Origin of the sequence: Colwellia sp. KU-HH00111, assembly GCF_040362745.1 — a bacterium.
Lineage (GTDB): Bacteria > Pseudomonadota > Gammaproteobacteria > Enterobacterales > Alteromonadaceae > Colwellia.
In genome coordinates this window covers 377,073-399,000 of sequence record NZ_BAABWO010000002.1, presented here as the reverse complement: position 1 = coordinate 399,000, position 21,928 = coordinate 377,073, and the positions used below count along the sequence as shown (strand labels likewise).

Below are 21,928 nucleotides of genomic sequence, written 5' to 3'. Positions count from 1 at the left end.
ATTCAAGCACTTGAGCTATATTTTATTGTTGCATATTGGGCAAAAGCACTATTTTCTTATATGATTAACAAAAAAAAGCGTATTTTCGAATAATAATTCATAATTTTTTATGGATTTGACCTTATACAAGCTCTTTATAAGTAACACCAAAAATTGGACAAATTGAATGCAAAAAAACGAGTCGCCTAACAACCGAATTTATGACGCTTTTCAATCATGCAGAGATGGTTTAGTGCGCTCGATTATGAAAATGAGTGTCAAGCAACAAGATGTTGATGATATTTTACAAGAAACCTTTATCCGAGCTTTAAACTCAGATACTAAAAAGCAAATAGATTCTCCCAAGGGATATTTATTTGTGGTTTCAAGAAACTTAGTCCTGAAAAAATTAACACAACAATCGAAAGAAATAGACACTGAAATTGACGATGCTTTATTAGAAAATGATAGTGAAAATACCGTTGAAAAAGCGCTCCATCAAAAACTTAAATTTGAACGCTTTATTGAAGTATTAAACTCATTACCTGAAAAAAATCGTCGCGCAATCCTATTAAGAAAACTCTATTGTTTAAGCCATAAAGAAATAGCAAAAAAAATGAATTTATCCGTAAGCTCTGTTGAAAAAAATATCGCCCAAGGCTTGAAACAATGCAAACAGTCACTTTGTGCTCAAGGATATGATGCAAATGAAAACAAACAGCCAATACCGCTTAATCGTTCTAGCGAGGAGGGCACAAAATGACAACAAGTAACAAGGTCATTCCACTTCATACAGTGAACTCCATTGATGACGAAGCTTCGCTTTGGTTAGTCAGGCTAGACAACGGCAATTTATCTGAGCAGTCCAGACAAGAATTAAAGGCTTGGCTAGCTGCAGATGAACGCCACCAACAAGCATTAAAATCCATGGCTGATGTCTGGCATGACATGGATGAAGTGCTAATGATGATTAATGATGACAGCGCGTCAAAAAACGCCTCAATATGGTCAGTATTAACGCCCGCATTTAAACCCGCTTTATTGGCAGCCAGCGCGAGTTTTCTAGCAATTATTTTGTGGTTAACCATGCCTGCTAATGTAGAAAAGCATTCTTATGCCACCTTAATTGGACAACAAATGGATACCCGTTTCGAAGATGGCTCGATTATACATTTAAATACCAATAGTCATATTGAAACTGAATTTTCTGATGAAAAGCGCATCATTAAATTAATTAAAGGAGAAGCATTATTTGAGGTGGCTCATGATCCTAACCGTCCCTTTATTGTTTATGCCGGTGATCGTCTTGTTCAAGCGATAGGAACCAAGTTTGTTGTCCATTTAGCCCCTGAAAACATTCAAGTTACTGTGACTGATGGTAAAGTTAAAATGTCCAAAGTCGCCTTAAACACCAGTTTAGATGACATTAAAGCATTAAACAGCGCCACCATTGAAAGAGATGACATTTTCATCGCTAAAGGTGAGAAAGTGATCTCTACGAGTAATGACTCGCCAAAATTAAGCGTTATTAAGCCAGAAAGTATCGCTCGTGAACTTTCTTGGTTAAATGGTAAGCTAGTGTTTGACAATGAAAGGCTATTAGACGTAATTAAAAAGATCAACCGCTATGACGATATAGAAATCATCTTAGGCGACCCCTCACTTCATGATGTTAAAATCAGTGGTCGTTTTGATCTTGGAGACAGTGAAGCATTAATTGAAGCAATAGAGTTATCTTTTAATATTACTTCTCACCAGCCAGAGTCGAATAAAATAATCCTGACTAAAAAGATTTAACACCATAAGCTAAGCGCATCAATCAATTGAAAAGTAAGGTTTTATCATGCAATGATAAAACCTTACTACCCTAAAGCCAATCATGAAAAATCAACACCCTCTCACCATTTTTTTTATTCCTGCAAAAAATAAATGAAAAAACTTTACGGTTTTTCATCCCACTCGACTCTTTAACTTAGGCTGCAAATAATGAATACCTTCTTGGTATAAACAAAAAGCCTCAAGAAAAAAAATTATAACTCGGTAAAAAATTGGGAAGGAAATAACATGTCTACTATATTTCGTGCTACGTCGTTAGCACTTGCTGTAAGTGTTGCGCTAGGTAGCACTTCGTCATACGCAGCTGGAGAAGGTAATCCTGCTGCAGAAAAAGATGTTGAAAAAATTGTTGTGGTTGGCTCTCGTGGTGCGCCACGCTCAGTTAATGACTCACCAGTACCTATTGATTTAATTGGCGGTGATGAGCTTGATCGTGGTGGTAATACCGATATGCTCGAGCTGATTAAAGGCAGCGTGCCGTCATTTAACGTTCATTCTAACCCTATTTCAGATGCTGCAAGTTTAGTTAAACCTGCTAACTTACGTGGTTTATCATCAGACAGCACCCTAATACTGGTTAATGGTAAACGTCGTCATCGTGCATCAGTGATTGCTTTATTAGGTGGTGGTATTAATGATGGTGCCCAAGGCCCTGATATTTCAGTTATTCCTAGCTCAGCATTAAAACAAGTAGAAGTACTGCGTGATGGTGCTGCAGCGCAATATGGCTCAGATGCCATTGCTGGGGTAATGAACTTTGTCTTAAAAGATGACGCTGACGGCGGTTCGTTAACTGCACGTTATGGCTCTTACTATGAAGGCGATGGCGATACCATGGAGATCTCTGGTAATGTCGGCATGGCATTAACTAAAGACGGCTTTGCTAACTTAAGTTTTCAATATAAAAATGCCGATGCCACTAGCCGAAGTGTTCAGCGCCCCGACGCTGCTGGCTTTATTGCGGCTGGTGTTCCTAATGTAGGTGAACCTGCACAAGTTTGGGGCTCTCCTGAAGTTAATGATGATTACACTATTTTTCTTAACTCTGGCTTAGACTTAGGTAACGATAACGAAGCTTACTTATTTGGTAACTTTTCAGAGCGAGATATTCGCGGTGGTTTCTACTATCGTAATCCCCATAATCGTGGTGGTGTATATTCAAATGATGGTGGTGGCTCACTACTCATTGGTGATGTTGCTCAAGCAAATGGCGCTGAAAGAACTTGTTTACCTGTTCCGGTTTCCAGCAACAACGTATTAACTCAACAAGATTATATCGATAATATAGCCAATAACGATAATTGCTTTAGTTTTAATGAATTATTACCCGGCGGCTTTACCCCTAATTTTGGTGGTAACATTGTAGATACTTCAATCACTATGGGAACACGTGGTGAGTTAGATAATGGCGTTATGTATGACGTAAGTGGTTCAATTGGCTTCAATGAATCTTCTTATGTAATTTATGATACCTTGAATGCGTCATTGGGACTTGATACCCCTCGTGATTTTAACCCAGGTAAACATACACAACTCGAAAAAACCTTTAACATCGATCTCAATAAAGACATCGAAGTCGATTCAATCGATGCCTTAATGGTAGCTGGTGGCTTTGAGTGGCATGCTGAGTCCTTTGAAGTAACGGCTGGTGATGTGGCTTCTTTTGAAGCTGGTCCATTTACAGATCAAGGGTTTGGTATTGGCTCTAATGGTTTTCCAGGGTTTAAACCACAAGCAGCCGGTGTTTATTCACGTCAAAACTATGCGTTTTATGTTGATATGGAAGCACAAGTCACTGAAGACTTTTTGTTAGGTGCCGCGCTTCGTTATGAAGATTACAGTACCTTTGGCAGTGATACCAACTACAAGTTGACCGGCCAATACCACATCACTGATGATTTTTCATTACGTGGTTCAATCAGTACCGGTTTCCGCGCGCCAACGGTTGGGCAAGCGAACTACTCCAATGTACAAACCGCATTAGAAAATGGTGCTTTAGTCGATTCTGCTTTATTACCAGCAACTAATCCGGTTGCTAAACAATTAGGTGCCCAAGAATTAACGCCAGAGCAATCTGAAAGTTATACCTTAGGTGCGGCATGGAATGTCGGCGCTCTTTTTGTCACACTTGATTATTATAATATTTCTGTTGAAGACCGGGTGTCTCAGTCAACAAAGTATGAACTAACCGATGCCGATAAGGTTGCATTAAAAGCAGACGGTGTGCCCAATGTAGATTCAATACAGTTGGTAAGCTTTTTCACCAATGATTTTGACACTACCACATCAGGAATCGACTTTAACGCTAACTACGCTACTGAATTACTTGATGGTGATGCCACCTTCAGCTTGGCCTACAATTACAACAAAACTGAAGTAGATAATTTCACTGTAGTCACAGGTGATTTTAAAGTATCTCGTTTGGAAAATGATTTACCTAACCATCGCGCTACCTTTACTTGGTCACAATCTTGGGATCAAATGAGTGTATTGCTTCGTGGTAATTACTATGGCGAATACCAAGGTGTTCATGTTGATTACGATGCCACCATTAACGATGGTGATGCTGCGATGACCCTTGATGCCGAGTTAAGTTACTTTGTTGCCGAGGATATTGTATTGTCTGTAGGTGCGCAAAACTTATTCGACCAACAAGCCACTAAAATCAACTTCACTGAACAAGGTGCTGCAGATTGTGGTGGATGTGTAAACAACCAGTGGGGTGGTAAATATTATGAAACCTCACCTTTTGGTTTTAACGGTGGTTTTTACTACGTAAAAGCAACTTATAACTTCTAAGATGTTATAACTTAGGTTGTTATTATCAAACCCAGCGCTTGCTGGGTTTTTTATATATAAATCAGCAAAAAATGTTAAAAAATCATTTATTGGTTAAGAAGAAATATTCAGAGAAACAACACTGGAGATGGTACTTAGGAACAGGTTATGACATTATTATCTAAAGGGTATATACAACTAAATGAATAATAATAAACTGTGAGATATCTATTAAGTGTTTGACCGCCTATTAAAACAAAAAACAGGGAAAGTCATTAAGTTTCATCTAGTGTTTTGCTTACTCTTGTTAGGTAACTCCTTAGTATGCGAAGCTACTGAACGATTTCACTTTGAGTTACCGGCAATGAATGCCCCAGCGGCCTTAAATAAATTGGCCGACATATCTGGATATTCTCTGCTTTATCCCTTTGATGATGCTATTGTGGTAGTGACCAATCCAATGTTTGGCCGCTACTCTCTTGAAGAGGCTTTGGCAAAAATTCTGCTCAATACACCAATGCGTGCGGTAGCCACCCAAAAGCGGGTTATTGCTGTGTCTGCTCAATTAGATAACTATGCGCGTTATATCGCCCGAATTAACAAAAAAAGTAGCCCATCGATTAGCGATGCAGCAGGTAAATCTAACCACAATGATTCCACTGACATTACCGCTAAAAAAACTAAAGTACCTATTGAAGCTGAACGTTTTGTTATTACCGGCTCACGACGGGTAAATCGTTCACCAAGTAATGCCTTAGCCCCTTTAGATGTCATTAATAAGCAAGATCTTACCGCCCGTGGTAATAACGATATGATCGCGACACTCTCCAATGTTATTCCTTCATATAATTCAAGCCAAGAAGCGATTAACGATGCGGCAACCATAGTTCGTCCTGCGAGTCTTAGAGGATTACCCACCGATAGTATGCTAATACTTGTAAATGGTAAACGACGTCATCGCAGCGGCGTTATTTACGAATACGTTTCAGGATTAAACGTAGGTGCCCATGGGGTCGATTTGGAGCCAATCCCCAGAATTGCGCTAAAGAGTGTTGAGGTGTTACGTGATGGTGCAGCCGCACAATATGGCTCAGATGCTATCGCTGGGGTGATTAACTTTAGGCTAGAAAACAGTGCTAAAATAAACCGCATTGAAATGCGCTCTGGTCAGCATTACCCAGGAGATGGTGCTAAATTTGAATTATCGGGGATGTTGGGCACCAATATTGGCGAGGTCGGCTCAGGCAATGTGTCCTTCGAGCTTTCTCAAAGTGATGCAACATCGCGCGGTATTCAAGATCCTGCGGTTGAAAGTTTAATTGCAAGCGGTATTAATGAAGAAGATATTCAAGACCCTGTTGTGATTTGGGGGGCTCCTAACATAAGTGACAATATTAAGCTGTTTGGCAATATCGAAATGGATATTGGCAATAACAGCAACTATTCGCAACTCTACCTCTTTGGCAATTGGGCACAGCGTAAGGTAGACGGCAGCTTTTTTTATCGCAACCCAAATACTCGTGCGAGTGTCTTTACAAACCCTAATGATGGTACTCGTTTATTTTTTGATACAACCGATAATAACAGCGGTAATTGCCCCATACCAACAATCCCAGGCGGGATTGGTGATGCCAAAGCACTAGCAGCGGTTGCAGCAAACGACAATTGTTATGCCTTTAATGAACAATTTCCCGGCGGCTTTACCCCAAGGTTCGGTGGCAAAGTTACCGATGCCAGTATGGCTACTGGCATAAGAGGTGTATTCGATAACTCCAACGCTGAATTAAGTTACGATATTAGCATGATAATTGGCAGTAATCGTCTTGATTATGAACTGCATAATAGTGTTAATGCCTCATTAGGAGAAAGCTCTCCTAATGATTTTGAACTAGGCTCACAAATACAAACAGAGCGCATCATCAATGCTGATTTCACATATCCTCTCGATCTTGGTCTTGAATCAGAATTAAACATTGCATTTGGCTATCAAAACTATTTTGAACAATATCAAGTTATAGCCGGTGACAAGGCTTCTTATGAAGCAGGCCCTTTTTCGAATCATGGTGAAGCTATTGGCGCAAATGGCTTCCCCGGCTTCTCTCCTGAAGCCGCTGCGACAAACGATCGAACATCAAACGCGGTTTATTTAGATATTGAAGGCGACATTACTGACACTCTGTCAATGTCATTTGCGATGAGATATGAAGATATAGAAAACATTGGCAATACCTTTAATGGCAAGCTGTCAGCACGCGCACAAATAACCAATGAAGTCGCATTACGTTCAACCCTCAGCACCGGATTTAGAGCGCCCACCGTAGGGCAATCAACACTGCAACGCATATCTAACACTAATTCCATTGTAAATGATGTGGTTGTGCAACAGATATCCCAATTAGTGAGTGCTTTAAGTCCCATTGCAACGGCTCGCTCTGGCGGCGAGCTTAAGCCTGAAACTGCAACTAGCTTTAGCTTAGGGGTATTATCTGAAGTAGGGCCAGTTAACATCACTTTAGATTATTTTCATATTGGTATAGACGACCGATTATCATTATTTGAAAGTGAAATAAGTGAAAACGATACACCTTTGTTAATCGCCTCAGGGGTAGATTCAAATGTGGTTAATATTCAATATTATGCTAACGATTTTAACTCAACAACCCAAGGTATTGATTTAGTTGCAAGTACCCCCTTTGCATTTGGTGGTGGCAATAACCTAGTCACATTAGCTTTTAACTATACCGACACTAAGCTAGCAGTGACTAATCCCAAGAGCCCTATTGCAAATTTTAATGTCCGTAAGGAACGGGAAGAAGGCGTACCCAAAGTCAGAGCTGTACTCAGTTATACGCACTCACAAGCCGCATTTAATACTATGGTTCGCATGAATTATTATGGCTCATTTTATAATGCGCAGTTTAACGATGTATCACTAATTGAAAAAGTTGACCCCGTGGTTGTCACTGATTTTGAAGTATCTTACGATATGACCGATAACTTAATGATTGCCCTAGGTGCTAAAAATATCTTTGACGTCTACCCTGATGAATATAGCCAAGGGCGTAGCTCTGGATTTTTGGGTGCTATTTATCCGTTAAATGCCCCGTCTGGTTTCAACGGCGGTTATTATTACTTGCGCATGGCTTGGAATTTTTAGTCTCAGCTTGTTTGATATTTCTCTATAAGCTTTGTCAATGGCAAGGGTCTGTCAAAGTAATACCCCTGAATCAAATCACAATTATATAGCGCTAATCGTTCATATTGTTCTTTAGTTTCAACACCTTCAGCGACAATCGCTAAATCATAAAACTGTCCGATAGCAATAATGGTTTTAACCAAGGACTCACTTTGTTTATTTACTAACAATTTATTGATAAAAGAGCGATCAACTTTTATTTCATTTATCGGTAGGTTTCCTAAATAACTCAATGAAGAATAACCTGTACCAAAATCGTCAAGGGATAATTGAATACCATAATCACGTATCTGATTAAGCACAGGAGTCACCTTAGTTAAATCAGAAATTAGCACATTTTCGGTAATTTCGAGCATAACCAAATCAGGGGAAAAGCCACTTTGGGTAATGGTATTGAGTATGTTTACAGCAAAATTTGCCGCCATTAATTGTTTTGGTGAAATATTCAGAGACAACTGTAATGCCTGTTTGTGCACACGATTGAACGCATGTATATCGTTAAGAGCCGTTGTGATAACAAAGTCACCAATTTCAGAAATAATCCCTATTTCTTCGGCTAAATGGATAAACTCATCTGGTGAGACTGCACCAAGTGCTTTATTATTCCAACGAGCCAAAGCTTCAACCCCTTTAAGAGCACCCGTTTCAACACATATTTGCGGTTGGTAAAAAACACTTAATTCATTTTCAGCAATAGCCATTCGCAATTCAGACTCAATCAAGAAGTCTCGTTGTACTTGCTTATTAATAGCATCATTAAAAAATAAAGAACGCCCTTTTTGTAGTGATTTAGATTTATACAGAACAATATCCGCTTTACTAATAAGATCCTCAGCATTAACGGCATCATCAGGGTACATGGCTACGCCTATACTACAGCTAGAAAAAATTGATTTACCCTGAATGATAAATTCTTGATTAAATATTTGCTGAATCATTTCAATTTTTTCTTGTGCTTGGTGCAAATCACTAATCATTGGAAAGCAAAAAATGAATTCATCCCCCCCAAAGCGAGCAACACTATCATATCCATTTAATATTTTAGTGAATCCTTTTCCTAACGCTTCCAGTAACTTATCACCGACAGAGTGACCATGTAGATCATTAATTTTTTTAAAGTCATCTAAATCAACAAACATCACCGCCAGACGCTTATTACTTTCCTTCGACAGCTTTATGCCTTGTAGAATATTGTCATCAAGTAATACTCTGTTGGGTAACTTAGTTAAAGTGTCATGTAAAGCTTGGTACTGTAACTGTAGCTTGACCTTATTTAATTCTTCAAAGTCTGAATTTATTTGGGTTTCATAGTGAGAAAATCGATTAGACAAATATTTTGTTAAGAGCAGTGATAAAGCGACAAAGAATAAGGTCACAATAGAGCTTAAGCCCAATAAATTTAGAAACTGGCTTTTGTTTTGTTGAGCAACAATTTTTTCTCGTTCGGCCAGGTATTTATCTGCTTCTTGCTTATAAAAACCTGTACCAATGATCCACTCCCACTGAGAAAAACTCTGAATGAAGCTTACTTTTTCAGCTGGTTGTCCTGTACTTGGCATGATAGGGCTAAGATAGTCTAGGTAGCCGCCGCCTTGTTTAGCAACATCAATAATACGATTACCAACTTCTACAACATTGTTATCGCTATTGTTATTTAAGTTAGTTCCTTGAAAGTTTTTTCTCACATGAGAAATTATATTACCTTGATAATCTAACAAGAAAATAAATCCATTTTGACCGTATTTAATGTTTGAAATTCGCTCTATCAGGCGTTTTTTAATATCATTTTCGACATCAACCACATACTCTCCGGTGCCAATAAACCAGTCATAAGGAGCAAAATGTTTACCAAAGCCGATTTTTTCAAATTCTTGCTGTTTATTATTCGGCTTAACAAACCACCAATGATAAAAAGCCTCGCCATTGTCTTTGGCCAGTTGCCCTAAATCTCGAACAATATAATTTCCACGACGGTCTTGAAAATTAATTTTTGAAGTGCCTTCCATTTGTGGCAATACCGGGTGCATAACACTGAGCCCGTCTGTTTTATAGATAAAGAAGTATCCTCGTCCATTGTTAAAACGAATATTGCGCAATGCATCTGTAATTAAAGCGGTAACTTCTTGTTCTGTTTTACCTTTATTATTATTATATATATTAGTGGCGATGTTATGCGCTTGATATATATAGTTTTTAATATTACTTTTGAGTATTGCTTCTGTGTTGTTTTTTTCAAAGGTGATTTGTTGAATAACTTGGTTAACTTGGGTTTTAATCATCTCTTTTTCAGAGGCAATAAAACTTTTTTTAAGGCTGAGCATATCGCCTGCATGAAGGGTTTTATTATGATTTAGCACCACAAACATCGATAACATAGCAAACGCTATCACAGTAACAGGCGGGATAACTTTAATTAGTTGTAGTAGTTTTTTATCATGAACTATTGGCATGAACTAACTCACTTGTAATGGCGCTTTTTGACATTCACGGGGAGTCCATATAAGACCCTAAGCGTATGCTAAATATGTGTTATAAATTAAATCAATTAGACACTGTACACTTTATAGTGTAGTTGCTTAAAAAAAATTCATCATACTATATTGATCATTGTTATGGAAATTTTGCTTATGCGGTTGTTAATTGCATAGTATTAATTTCCTCTGTTAGCGCTCAAAATCGTTCTCATTATACAAGTTAAAAAAAGCCCCTGTGTAGGGGCTGAACCATCAAGCGAGGAAGGAACTTTGAATTATTTTAAAATAACTGTATCAATCACATGGATAGTGCCATTGCTCGTATTAATATCTGCAATAGTCACCATAGCATCACCAATCATTAACATGCCACTATCAGGATCAATACTCACTGCAACATCAGTACCCGAAGCTGTGGTAATTGTTTGTCCGTTGGCAGCATAGGCATCTAATGAGCTAAGCGCAGCACCGCTAACCACATGTGTTAACAATACGTTTGTTAGCGCTTCACTATCAGCTAACAAATCTGCTAAAGCGTCAGGATCAATTTTAGCAAATGCATCATTTGTAGGAGCAAATACGGTAAAGGTGGCAGTTTCGTCAGCGAGTGTTGTCACTAAATCGGCTGCTAGTAGCGCATCTACTAAGGTTGAGAAATTATCAGGATCAGCTAATGCAACTTCAACAATAGTTTGGTTCGAAGCATCAACAGTTGCGGGAGGTAAAATCACTGTATCTACCACATGAATGACTCCATTACTGGCCATTACATCAGCAGTACTTACCTTAGCACCATTGATAAATAGCATTGAATCGACAAATGACAGTGCAATATCTGCCCCAGCTGCAGTTTCAACTTTATTTTCCATCGATTGTGCAACTTCTATGGCGCTTTCTGCCAATACCTTGCCAGGAACAACATGATATAGAAGGATGTCAGATAACTGCTCCGTTGTTAAACTTTCTAAAGTACCCGCTGGTAACTTTGCAAACGCAGCATCGGTTGGAGCAAACACAGTGTATTCACTGTCTAGATCAGCCAGTACAGTATCAAGCCCCGTAGTTTGAAGTGCAGCGGCCAATGTAGTGAAGTTACCGTTATCAACAGCCACTTCTACTAATGACATTACTGCAGGCTCTACAACCTCTGTTTGTTCAATATGATTATCATCATCATTACATGCTTGAAGTAAAGACATGCTTAAAAATGCCACACTAAGTACTTTTAAATATTTCACTTTGCTACCCTCTAATTAATACATTTGATTAAATTATTTTTGCCACTCACGAATAGAATTACGCGGCTCTACAAAAAAAAGATCATAAAAAAATGAAAAAATATAATTTTTTATCAATGATCTAAACCATACTATTTACGTAATAACAGTATTGAGTTGAAAAAAGAGGCAGTTATGAAGATTTTAATTACTGGTGGAACAGGATTTATAGGGCAAGCTTTAATCAAAATATTGTTACAACAAAACGCAGAAATTAAGGTGGTAACCAGAAATATTGCTCATGCAAAAAGCACGTTACCTAATACTGTCGAGTTTATAACCCACTTATCGCTAGACGATATTGAAAGCTGTGATGTGGTGATTAACCTTGCTGGCGAGCCTATTGCAGATAAGCGCTGGTCAGCAAAACAAAAAGATCGAATTTGTCAAAGTCGATGGCAACTAACCAAACAACTTGCAGAAAATATTCAACTTGCAAAAAATCCACCTCACTTATTTATCTCAGGAAGTGCCATCGGAATATATGGGCGACAAGATAATACTCCAATCACAGAAAGCTTTTCTGATTTTCATCCTGAGTTTACTCACAATGTTTGTGAAAAGTGGGAAAATATAGCCACCAGCGCATCTAGCTGCCAAACCCGTGTAGCTCTATTAAGAACAGGAATTGTTTTAGCAAAGGACAAGGGAGCGCTAGCTAAAATGCTAACACCGTTTAAACTCGGACTTGGAGGTAAAATAGGGCGTGGTAATCAAATGATGTCTTGGATTCATATCCACGATATGGTGCGCGCTATTCTACATATCATTGCACATCAAGAGCTGCACGGCCCGATCAATATGACTGCCGAGCAAGCAGTTTCTAACCAAGACTTTAGCAAAGTACTCGCTAATACATTAAATCGACCATGCTTTGCCACCGTACCAAGTTTTATGCTCAAAGTACTATTAGGTGAAATGTCTGACCTTTTGCTCTTTGGGCAGAATGTATATCCAGAAAAATTGTTAAAGAGTGGCTTTGTGTTTGAATACAAAGATATTAGCACTGCCATGGACAACTTGTTTCCAGGCTAAAACTAATGTTCTTTGGGATGTACTAAACAACTTGAACACGATAAAACAAAAAAGCCTCGATTATCGAGGCTTTGATAGTGATGCAGAACAATTAGGTACTTAGTAGGTAACTATTCTATATTAGCAATCTGAACATAGACGACATAATTAAACCATTTTAATTCAAAAGGATACATCCTAATTAAATACCTAATCATAAATTATGTAACCACTTCTGTAACCATATTGATGGCAATAGCAGTCTATTTGAAACCTCCACTGCAATACCAGTTACTACTTGCTAGTGCTTGATACATTGCTGTTTTCCAACTGTTTGTATGTTGTAGCGATGCACCTGCATGTTTTTTTAATAGAGCTTGTTCTACACCTGCTTGCTGACTTATTTGAAAATCTATATCTAACTCACCCCGTAAGTTAGATATTTCATCTCCAGCTTGAATACAGAAGCGTTTAGCTAGCTTAAAGTCATCAAAGTGACTATTTACTCTAGCCTGATCAGAAGCATTCCAATGACCTGGTGCTCGCACAAAATACCTGATAGTTGCAGGAGTTGTCTGAATGACTTCTGCAAACAACCATTGTTCATTTATAAAGTGACCTTGGTCAAAGTATGGGTGTAAACATTGTTCATTCTTCGATGTTGCTATTCCTGCATTTTTACCTTTATTGCAAGGGGTACAACTAGGAACTAGGTTATTAGGGTGAATAGATAACAATGGAAATTTTGCTTTGGGTAAGTAGTGATCTAAAGTATCAACTTGTCCAAACCCGCAAAAGGGACAAATTCGCAAAGGTGCTTGCATCATAATTTGATCATAATACTGCCTCGCAGGCTTTCTAGCAGGGACCATTTGAAATGTATAAAGCCCCTTAAGCTGACCTTTGGTTACTTGACCTGTTACTACTGCGTCATCATTACCGGTAAAGGTTTGTATTTGAAATAAGTCAGCAGTAGCCGCTTTCGTATCAAAGTCTTGAACTGAATTATTTAGTTGAGGGTTGATAGCATTAATATTCTGTGTCTGTGTTTGACAGCTAATACTACCAACACAGGTATTTAATACATCAGTAAAAGTAAGTTGAGGATGCGGAATAGCTCGCATATTAATCGACCTCTCTATTTGCAATTAACGCTCTGAGAATTGCCTGACCTTCAAACCCTATTTGTCCTTTGTATAGGTCTACGATTTCGTCAAAACTTTTACCTGCTTTAACTGACTCCATTAACAATGCATGAAAACCTGATTTAGTGACTTCTAAACCAAATACCTCACGAGTTAAAACACCGACATTTTCACCAAAAGTTTCATTTTCAGGGCGAAAAGAAACACCTTCATTTCGCGTTCTTTCTAATTTCCAGACGCAGTTTTTAGGTACTTCTTGTAGTATTACAGGGGAGTGGGTAGCAATAATAGCAACAGCATTTCGGTCTACTAGTAAGTCAGATAGAGCTCTTGTAAATGCTGAAAGTAATGGAGGGTGCAGATGACTCTCGGGTTCATCAATCAATACCAGAGTTTTTTCTTCTATTGTTTCAATAAGTTTTGTTAAGGTAAGCAAAACGATAGTATGCCCTGAACTCATCAGACGAACTAACTTTAACGCTGATTTTTTTACTTCACCGGCTTTTTCTAAACCACCTAAACGGGTGAGGTTCATTTCTGCAAAGTTAATATCAGATTCTAGCGTTTTAATCGCTCGTAGCCATCGTTTTTTCTTGGTCTGTAAACCGAAACAAACTAATAAGCTATCAACGAAGTCGTTTCTTATCGCTTCATCACCTTTCAGTTTTTTTGAGTTTGCATCATCATTTTTCTTTAAACCTATGTAAAAATAGCAAGTTCCTAAGCTTCTATCTGGTCTGTTTTTTGGTGGAATAAATGGGTCAAATGCGCTGAAAGAAACAGAAGATATACTACTGAAATAATCTTTAGGAAGTCTTATTTCTTGCCAGGGATTTTGTTTACAGAGCATCACGCCAACTTCTTCTTTAGCGGCTGAATCATCAATAACTGTTTTAACAATGTTGTTTAGTAAAGTTGTCTTGCCAACGCCATTCCGACCAATCAGAACGTGTATATTGCTAGAAGGCAAGGAGCCAGGAGTTACTTTAAAACTTATATCTATTTGGGCACTTTTCTCTGTTTGCACTTTTTTATATGAGAAATCGAACTCAGATAATGGTGCTTCACCTTTAATTATTTTAGAGAACTGTCCGTGAATGACTGAAGTGCTCACTGAGCGTAATAGCGATGTTTTAAAAACAGGTTCATCAAAGGCTATATCAAAACTATTGCGAGAATATGCTACATCATTGAGTTTTTCTAATATTTGATTACCAAGTTCTTCACTCAGTAGGCTTCTAATATTTTTGTAGTATTCATCACCTTGCCCTAGACTAAATGCATTATCATTAAAGTGTGCAAAAGGGTCATTACTTATCTGTTCAGAAATCCAGCCTTTTTTACAACCGACAATTCCAACTTTAATATTTCCAATACTATGTCGGTTACCATGTTCATCAAAAACAACCAGCGAAAATGTAGTTTTAAAATCATAGTCATCCCAATTACCTTCACACAAGTAAGCAGTCAGTTTACCGGTTTGCGGGGGATAAGCTTTGTGCTTTATTATTTTAAACGTTAATTCCATTTTCTAATTCTCTAAAATGATCCATAAGTACTATTACCAGCGCCTTGATAATTCGCATAAACATGCTGATAAACAACAAGGTTTAAATCAGCTAATTCAGCATCAGGGTAAGGGGCTTGTGGCAACCACTCTAGGCTATCTTTGATCATGGTTTTAACTTGTGAACTAACTTGTGTGCTTTCACGCCATCGGTCAACTTTCAGCTTTTCTGCTTTAAGCTTTGCTAAGGTTTCTTTTGCTACTTTTTTAACTTCTTTTTCATCAGCTGGTTTTAACGTTGGCTTTTTAAGAAGGTCGTAAATTGCTAAGGTTTCTTCATCTAAACCCTCACGCATAGCTCGTTCTTGCTCAGGGCTTAAGTCATTTTTCATAAAGTCATTTAAGTCATCAAATGCTTTTTGAACAGCTTGAATGTCTTTACCTGCATTATATTCGGCAATAATTTCTTTGTATTTTTCATAAAATTCAAGGCGAATGGGGTTCTCACGCACCATTCTTTCAAGCTGCTTTTCAATCGCTTCTTGAAGATCAAAAACAACGGCATTCTTTTGCTCAGATTTAGCAAAGGCTTTTCTAAGGCGATCAAAGTCTAAATTACCTAAATCAACATAATCATCTTCACGAACTTCATTCTTTAACGTACTGACACTCATGCTGACTTCTTGTTGAAGCTTGCGCATTACCGATGAAATGTCCGCAGATTTTGTTTTTTGATTAAGTTGGCTATAAATGGCTTCAACCGCGTTATAACGAGGAATAAATTGCTTCACAATCTCTTCAGGGTATAGCGCTTTGTATTTACGCATTACCTCACGAGCAGCTACTTCAAATTGAGTTCGGGTGGTTTCATTTAAGCTTACAGCATTTGCTGCTTTGCCCAATGAAGTTAAACGCTCCATAGCGGTTTTAGCGTTAACAAGGTCATCAAGGTTAAAGTCAACTTCAGATAAAAAGTTAGCAACAGCAAGAATCGCTGCATTAAGTTCTTCAGCCATTTCTTCTAGTTTTTCAACTGGGTTGGTTGGCTTTTCTTCGCCACCATTGCCTTTACCGCCAGGTGAAGTAGGTTTACCGCCTTCACCGTAAACTGAATAGGCTTTTTCTAATTGGGTATACACATTGCCGTAATCAACAATTAAGCCATTTTCCTTTTCATCATCATATACTCGGTTGGCACGAGCAATGGTTTGCATCAACGTATGACCTTGGATAGGCTTATCTAAGTAAACGGTTGATACACAGGGGGCATCAAAGCCAGTGATCCACATGGCACACACTATAGCTAAGCGGAACGGATTTTCTTCGTCTTTAAATTCAGTTTCAAGGTCGCGTTCCACCATTTTCTTGCGATGAGTTTCGATATCTAAATCAAGCGCTTTAAATTTCTTAACTTCGTTTTGCTCACTACTTACTACAACACAAACTTCGGTTTCTTCAACACGAGTTAAATGTTTCTTAATGGTGAGCTCTTCTTGCTGATCGATTGCATCTTCAATGCGCTGTTTTAATTCTTTAATATACTCAGGCCAATAACCCATCACTAATTCATACATACGAACAGCAGTTGGTTTATCAAGGGCTACAAACATCGCTTTACCTTGATAACCACGGTCATTAAAGTGCCAAACTAAATCTTTAGCTATTTTATCAAGACGATCATCTGAAGTAAGAATTGGGTAATCTCTAGCAAACTCTCGTCTCAGCTTAGCTATTTGGTCAGTATCTAAATCTTCATTATTGATGATTTCAGCCATGCGTTCGTCTAAGTCTGGGTTTTCTATATCGAGCTTTTCACCACGATTTAAATAACGAAGTGGCAGGGTTGCACCATCATCCATGGCTCGTTTGAAGTCATAAACTGAAACATAACCACCGAATATTTTTTTAGTCAATTCAACTTCATCAGCAATTAAAGGCGTGCCAGTACAACCAAGGAAAGATGCATTAGGGATGGCTTTAAAACGCATGTTTTGTGCGTATGTACCGCCTTGCGTTCGGTGTGCTTCATCTGAAATAACAATGATGTTATCTCTTTCGGTTATCAGCGGATATTCAGTTTCTTTTTTCTTATCAATAGCGAACTTATGGATCAGCGTAAACACATAACGATGATTTTCACTGAGCAATTCACGTAAATGGGTTCGTGATTTAGCTCGCATATTTTCTTCGGTTAGTGCGCCACAACCAGTAAAGGTATCATAAAGCTGATTTTCTAATTCGGTACGATCAACCACAATTAAGAAGGTGTAGCTTTTACCAAACTTACGTAATATTTTTTGGCAAATAAATACCATAGAGTATGATTTACCAGAGCCTTGGGTATGCCAGAAAACGCCCAGCTTACCTTTTAAGTCATTAATGTTTTTGGCTTTGTTGACCACTTTATTTACACCAATAAATTGGTGGTTTTTTGCCATGATTTTTACAACGTCATCGCCTTCACCATCGAACAGCAAAAAGTTTTCAAATAAATCGAGTAACCGATGCTTTTCACAAGTACCACGTAAAATGGTGTCTAGGCTAACTTCTCCTTTGTCGTTTTCTTCAATACGCTTCCATTCAAGAAAGAATTTATATGGGCTAGTTACTGTACCTACGCGAGAGTCAGTACCATTACTTAAAATGATAAAGGCATTGCTATGCAGCACTTCTTCAATAGTATCTTTATAATCGCTTAGGTTATCTTCATAAGCGTTTCGCAAATCTGTGTGGTGGGCTTTAAGCTCAAAAAACACCAGCGGAATACCGTTAACAAAGCCAACAATATCAGGGCGGCGGTTATAAAGCTTACCCACTACTTCAAACTGCCTAACTGCGAGAAAGTGATTTTTGGTTGGCTCGTTAAAGTTGAATACTTTAAGACGTTTCTTTTGCAGTTTACCTTTATTGTCTTGATAACTAACTTGCACACCTTTAGTTAATAGCTCATGTTTGGCTTTATTAATTGCACCTAGGCTTTTATCAGCTTCGACTTGGGTGATTTGGTCAATGGCGTTTTGATATGCCATATCAGGTAGTTTGGGGTTTAACTTAACCAGCGCTTGTTTGAGGTAGCGAATGAGTATGACTTCTGATTTATTAGCACGCCCAAGCAAACCATCACTACGGTCGTCTTGGCTCGATAGGGTTTCGTTATGCCAAGCGGTTTTAACCTGCCATTGCAGGTCGAGCAACACCTCTTCACTGGCGGCTTCTACTAAACCATCTTCAGAATAATCATAACTCATTTATTGATACTCCATTCAATACGCTTTATTAACTTCTCTATTTAAACTAGAGCGCTTGTTATTTTTTCTTTGTTTTTACCAATTAGGCTGTTGCAATTTTATCTTCTTGCTCTTCCAACCGATTTAACATGGCTTCTGGCAATTCCACTTGTTCGATATCAATCATGCCAGTCAATAATCTTGGAAGAAGGATGTCTCTGGCTTCTTTGAGTAACTTAATCTGATTATTTAATTTGAATTTAGCTGCATAGATTGGTTCCGCTAACGTGTTGAATTCTTTAATTAGGTCATCACTTGGAAGAGTTTCTTCGAGAGCTCTAATGAATTTCAAGCTGTAAAATTTCTGAGCAACACCTGACGACATACTATCTAGTTTATTCACTGTATGTTCATTAGATAAATAGCTATACAAAAAATATTCAAAGCCATGCTTTCTCTTAAAAATAACAACATTTTTACAGCTATATTCAAAGTCTTCAGTTACGACACCAGTGTTCCCTAAAGTTCCTATATTGGAAAACAATATATCCCATTCTGATAAACCGCTTCTTTTTTTGATTTGCTCGTGATCTTCGTAACTAATTAAATAAGCACTTTCAAAATTTATAAACCCGTTTTCTATATGCTTACCCGTGATTAAAGGAACTCCTTGCTCAACTTGCTTAGGACTATCATGTGTTCCATCAGTTATCTTTTCACAAAAATCGCTTATTGGTCGTTTGACCCAACCTTCAGGTAGACCTGTTTCTTTATCAAAAACAGCTGTTTCATGGCCGGGGAATTTCATGCGAATAAACCACTCTTCGAAAGTGATTTGCGCCATCTCTTCTAATAACTTAATGCGTTTTAGGTTGTTTTCGATAAGGTCGTCGTAACTCGATAAAATTGCAGCCAGTACTTTTTGCTCTTTTAGTGGAGGTACCACAACTGGAAGACGTTTTAGTATGCCACCACTAAGGTTAAGCATAGTTGCACCAACAGCGTTATTAATTAACCATTCAATGGTGTCTGAACGACTTAAATAATATCTAAAATAAGTTGGGTCTAGCACCTTTTTGGGAGGTGTAATTTTTAAACACCCTGTACCACATATAAACCCTGTTTGCTCTTCGGTTATAAGGGTACACTTTGAAATTTCGCCTCTTCGAGGAATAACAATATCACCAACTTGAACTTTATGCTTTGAAAGCCTTTTTACGTTGATATCGTCAATTCGAGCGATCTCAGCAAGCTCGATTTTTCCACCCTTAATGTCTTTTGGCATGATCACTGGAGTACCTTCAGCAACATAATCATGTTGGTGAAGTTGTGAGCCAAATGGGCCAGTTTGTATCACTCCCCCATACTCATCACATATGGTTCCAAGCTCAGTAGATATCCACTCACTCATTAGTATCTCACCTCGGAAATTTGAGATAACAGCTTATTAGATGATTCATTTAGCTTCGACAGCTCTTCATGTACCTCGGCTATTCTGGCTTTATAATCAAAGTCTTTATCTATCTGTAATTGGTAGCCAACATACCTTCCTGGCGTTAAGCTGTAATCGTTCTCTTCAACTTCATCACGGCTAACAATTTTGCATAAACCTTCTATATCTTGGTATTGGTCGTTAGGGAAGTTTTCTCTTAATGATGACCAGTCTTTGATACGTTGTTTGTAATCAGCTAATTCTTGTTTAAGAAGTTCTTTATGATCGTTTAATGCAGCGCTTAGTGATTTAAGTAAGCGGCTATTCGCATCGAGTTGCTTTTTAAGCTGCTTGTTCTTTTTATTTGCTTGGTCTTTTGTCGCTTTGTCTTCAGGCGTAATAGAAGGGCTTTCTTTAATCGCTTTGGCTTCTTCTTTACATTCAACTAATGCTTTTTCAGACTGTGCTTGGTATTGCTCAATCAAAGAAAATAGCTTTTCAACGGGTAGGTTGAAGCGCTCATTCCATGTTTGGCAGGTATCAAAATCGCTGTCATCAGCAACACTAGGTTGCTCGTTTAATTCTGCTGCAATTGAGCTGAAATCAAGGTTAGGTTTGTCACCTTTATAATCATCAGCATTTGGCGCTGCTAAAATCGTTTTGCATTCATTACGCAGTTGGTTGATTTCATTTGCGATGTCTTTACCCAATGAAATAGCTTCTTGATTATGAATGGTTTGAGCAGAGGCTATCGCGGTCTCATCACCTCGGTACGATTCCATAAGGGCGTTAAAATTAGTTAACTGCCCAGGTGAATAATCATTAATGGTGTTGGTGACAACTCGGAAGGTATTACGAGCATCTATCATTAAGATTTTGTCTTTGTTTTTATCCGTTTTACCTTTGTCTAAAAACCAGACATGACAAGGTAAAGAGCGGGTATAGAAGAAGTTATTACCTACCGACACAATACAATCAACCGCACCTGTTTCTACCAGTTTTTGGCGAATAGCTTTTTCGGTATTTCCTGCATCGGTGGCAGAGCTTGCCATTACAAAACCCGCACGGCCTTGATCATTTAGGTAATGATAAAAATACTGTATCCACAAGTAGTTGCCGTTATCAGCTTTAGGTATACCTACATCTTTGAATAGACGAACATCGGTTTTAACATAATCTTTTTTCTTATCGACTTTTTTCACGTTAAATGGCGGATTAGCCATTACAAAATCACATTGACCAACAAGGGCATGAGGGTCAGAATAGAAGCTGTTGGTTTCAGATACTTTACCTTCAATACCATGAATAGCTAAGTTCATTTTTGCTAAACGGGTGTTGTTCGACTTTAGCTCAGAGCCATAACATTTAACTTTGGTGTTTATAGAAACACCTTTGTTTTGTTCTTCAATAAAATGACCTGTTTGTACAAACATACCGCCTGAACCACAAGCAGGATCATGAATAATACCGTGATCGGGTTTGATCATATTTACGATAAGTTGAACGAGTGAAGGTGGCGTGAAGAATTCTCCGCCTTCTTGCGCACCGGCACCATCCATTGAGAATTTCATTAAGAAGAACTCGTAAATGCGACCGAAAATATCGCCTTTTATTTTTTTCACTGAGTCTTTATTAAAAACACGAATTAACTCGCGTAGTAAGTCTGCATCAAACTCTTGATAGTTTTTAGGTAATACGCCCAATAAGTCAGGATAAGCCTCTTCAATTAGCTTCATCGCATTGTTAATGGCTTCATCTAATGATTCTGATTCTGGCAGGTCTGCTAGGTAATCAAACTGTGACGCTTCTGGTAACATCATTGCACCAGCCGCTAGGAAGTCTTCCTTAGTTGGCGCACGTTTACCACGAGGGCCATCAGGAATACTCGCTTCAATTTGGCCTTTTGCTTGGTCATATCGGTTTTGCGCATAACGCAGTAGGATTAAGCCAAGCACAGGATCTTTATATTCAGCGGCAGTAAGCTTTGAATTTGCACGGAGAGAATTAGCACTATCCCAAAGTTCAGTTTCTAATTGTTTGATTTCTTGTTGGTTCATGTTTAT

Annotated in this window: 12 protein-coding genes; 5 read left to right on the top strand and 7 right to left on the bottom strand. The window is 38.3% G+C overall.

What is annotated here, in order from left to right; all coding sequences use genetic code 11:
* Positions 1-166: 166 nt before the first annotated feature.
* The 4 genes from ABXG98_RS06020 to ABXG98_RS06005 all read left to right on the top strand — a co-directional run bounded on the left by ABXG98_RS06020 (position 167) and on the right by ABXG98_RS06005 (position 7,750).
* Complete coding sequence (locus tag ABXG98_RS06020; protein WP_353537792.1) at positions 167-742, top strand: RNA polymerase sigma factor; 576 nt, start codon at positions 167-169, stop codon at positions 740-742.
* The gene (locus ABXG98_RS06015) at positions 739-1,776 is read left to right on the top strand and encodes a FecR family protein (RefSeq protein ID WP_353537791.1); all 1,038 of its coding nucleotides are present in this window, start codon (positions 739-741) and stop codon (positions 1,774-1,776) included. Before ABXG98_RS06020 ends, ABXG98_RS06015 begins: the two co-directional genes overlap by 4 nt.
* A 267-nt stretch (positions 1,777-2,043) precedes the next feature.
* Entirely contained in the window at positions 2,044-4,614 is a 2,571-nt protein-coding gene (locus ABXG98_RS06010; protein ID WP_353537790.1) for a TonB-dependent receptor plug domain-containing protein, read from the top strand.
* 214 nt (positions 4,615-4,828) lie between these two features.
* The gene (locus ABXG98_RS06005) at positions 4,829-7,750 is read left to right on the top strand and encodes a TonB-dependent receptor plug domain-containing protein (RefSeq protein WP_353537789.1); all 2,922 of its coding nucleotides are present in this window, start codon (positions 4,829-4,831) and stop codon (positions 7,748-7,750) included.
* 2 nt (positions 7,751-7,752) lie between these two features.
* On the opposite strand, the gene ABXG98_RS06000 is transcribed toward ABXG98_RS06005, so the two are convergent.
* Together ABXG98_RS06000 and ABXG98_RS05995 are read right to left on the bottom strand one after the other, a co-directional pair.
* Positions 7,753-10,239 (bottom strand): bifunctional diguanylate cyclase/phosphodiesterase, encoded by a 2,487-nt coding sequence (locus ABXG98_RS06000; protein ID WP_353537788.1) that lies wholly within the window; start codon positions 10,237-10,239, stop codon positions 7,753-7,755.
* A 299-nt stretch (positions 10,240-10,538) separates the two neighbouring features.
* Positions 10,539-11,501, bottom strand: a complete 963-nt coding sequence (locus ABXG98_RS05995) for a fasciclin domain-containing protein (protein WP_353537787.1) — start codon at positions 11,499-11,501, stop codon at positions 10,539-10,541.
* 174 nt (positions 11,502-11,675) lie between these two features.
* Here ABXG98_RS05995 and ABXG98_RS05990 point away from each other — a divergent pair, with 174 nt between their 5' ends.
* Positions 11,676-12,575, top strand: a complete 900-nt coding sequence (locus tag ABXG98_RS05990) for a TIGR01777 family oxidoreductase (protein WP_353537786.1) — start codon at positions 11,676-11,678, stop codon at positions 12,573-12,575.
* Positions 12,576-12,817: 242 nt separating this feature from the next.
* Here the strand turns inward: ABXG98_RS05990 and ABXG98_RS05985 are convergent, their stop codons facing one another.
* The 5 genes from ABXG98_RS05985 to ABXG98_RS05965 form a co-directional block, all read right to left on the bottom strand.
* The gene (locus ABXG98_RS05985; protein ID WP_353537785.1) at positions 12,818-13,678 is read right to left on the bottom strand and encodes an HNH endonuclease; all 861 of its coding nucleotides are present in this window, start codon (positions 13,676-13,678) and stop codon (positions 12,818-12,820) included.
* A gap of 1 nt (position 13,679) precedes the next feature.
* Entirely contained in the window at positions 13,680-15,227 is a 1,548-nt protein-coding gene (locus tag ABXG98_RS05980; protein WP_353537784.1) for an AAA family ATPase, read from the bottom strand.
* Positions 15,228-15,238: 11 nt separating this feature from the next.
* Positions 15,239-18,454, bottom strand: coding sequence for a type I restriction endonuclease subunit R (locus ABXG98_RS05975; protein ID WP_353537783.1), 3,216 nt, complete (start codon positions 18,452-18,454; stop codon positions 15,239-15,241).
* Positions 18,455-18,536: 82 nt separating this feature from the next.
* Positions 18,537-19,844 carry a restriction endonuclease subunit S gene (locus ABXG98_RS05970; RefSeq protein ID WP_353537782.1) on the bottom strand — a complete coding sequence of 436 codons (1,308 nt, stop codon included), beginning with the start codon at positions 19,842-19,844 and terminating at the stop codon, positions 18,537-18,539.
* The gene (locus ABXG98_RS05965; RefSeq protein WP_353537781.1) at positions 19,844-21,922 is read right to left on the bottom strand and encodes a type I restriction-modification system subunit M; all 2,079 of its coding nucleotides are present in this window, start codon (positions 21,920-21,922) and stop codon (positions 19,844-19,846) included. The genes ABXG98_RS05970 and ABXG98_RS05965 overlap by 1 nt, the downstream gene beginning before the upstream one ends.
* Positions 21,923-21,928: the final 6 nt, after the last annotated feature.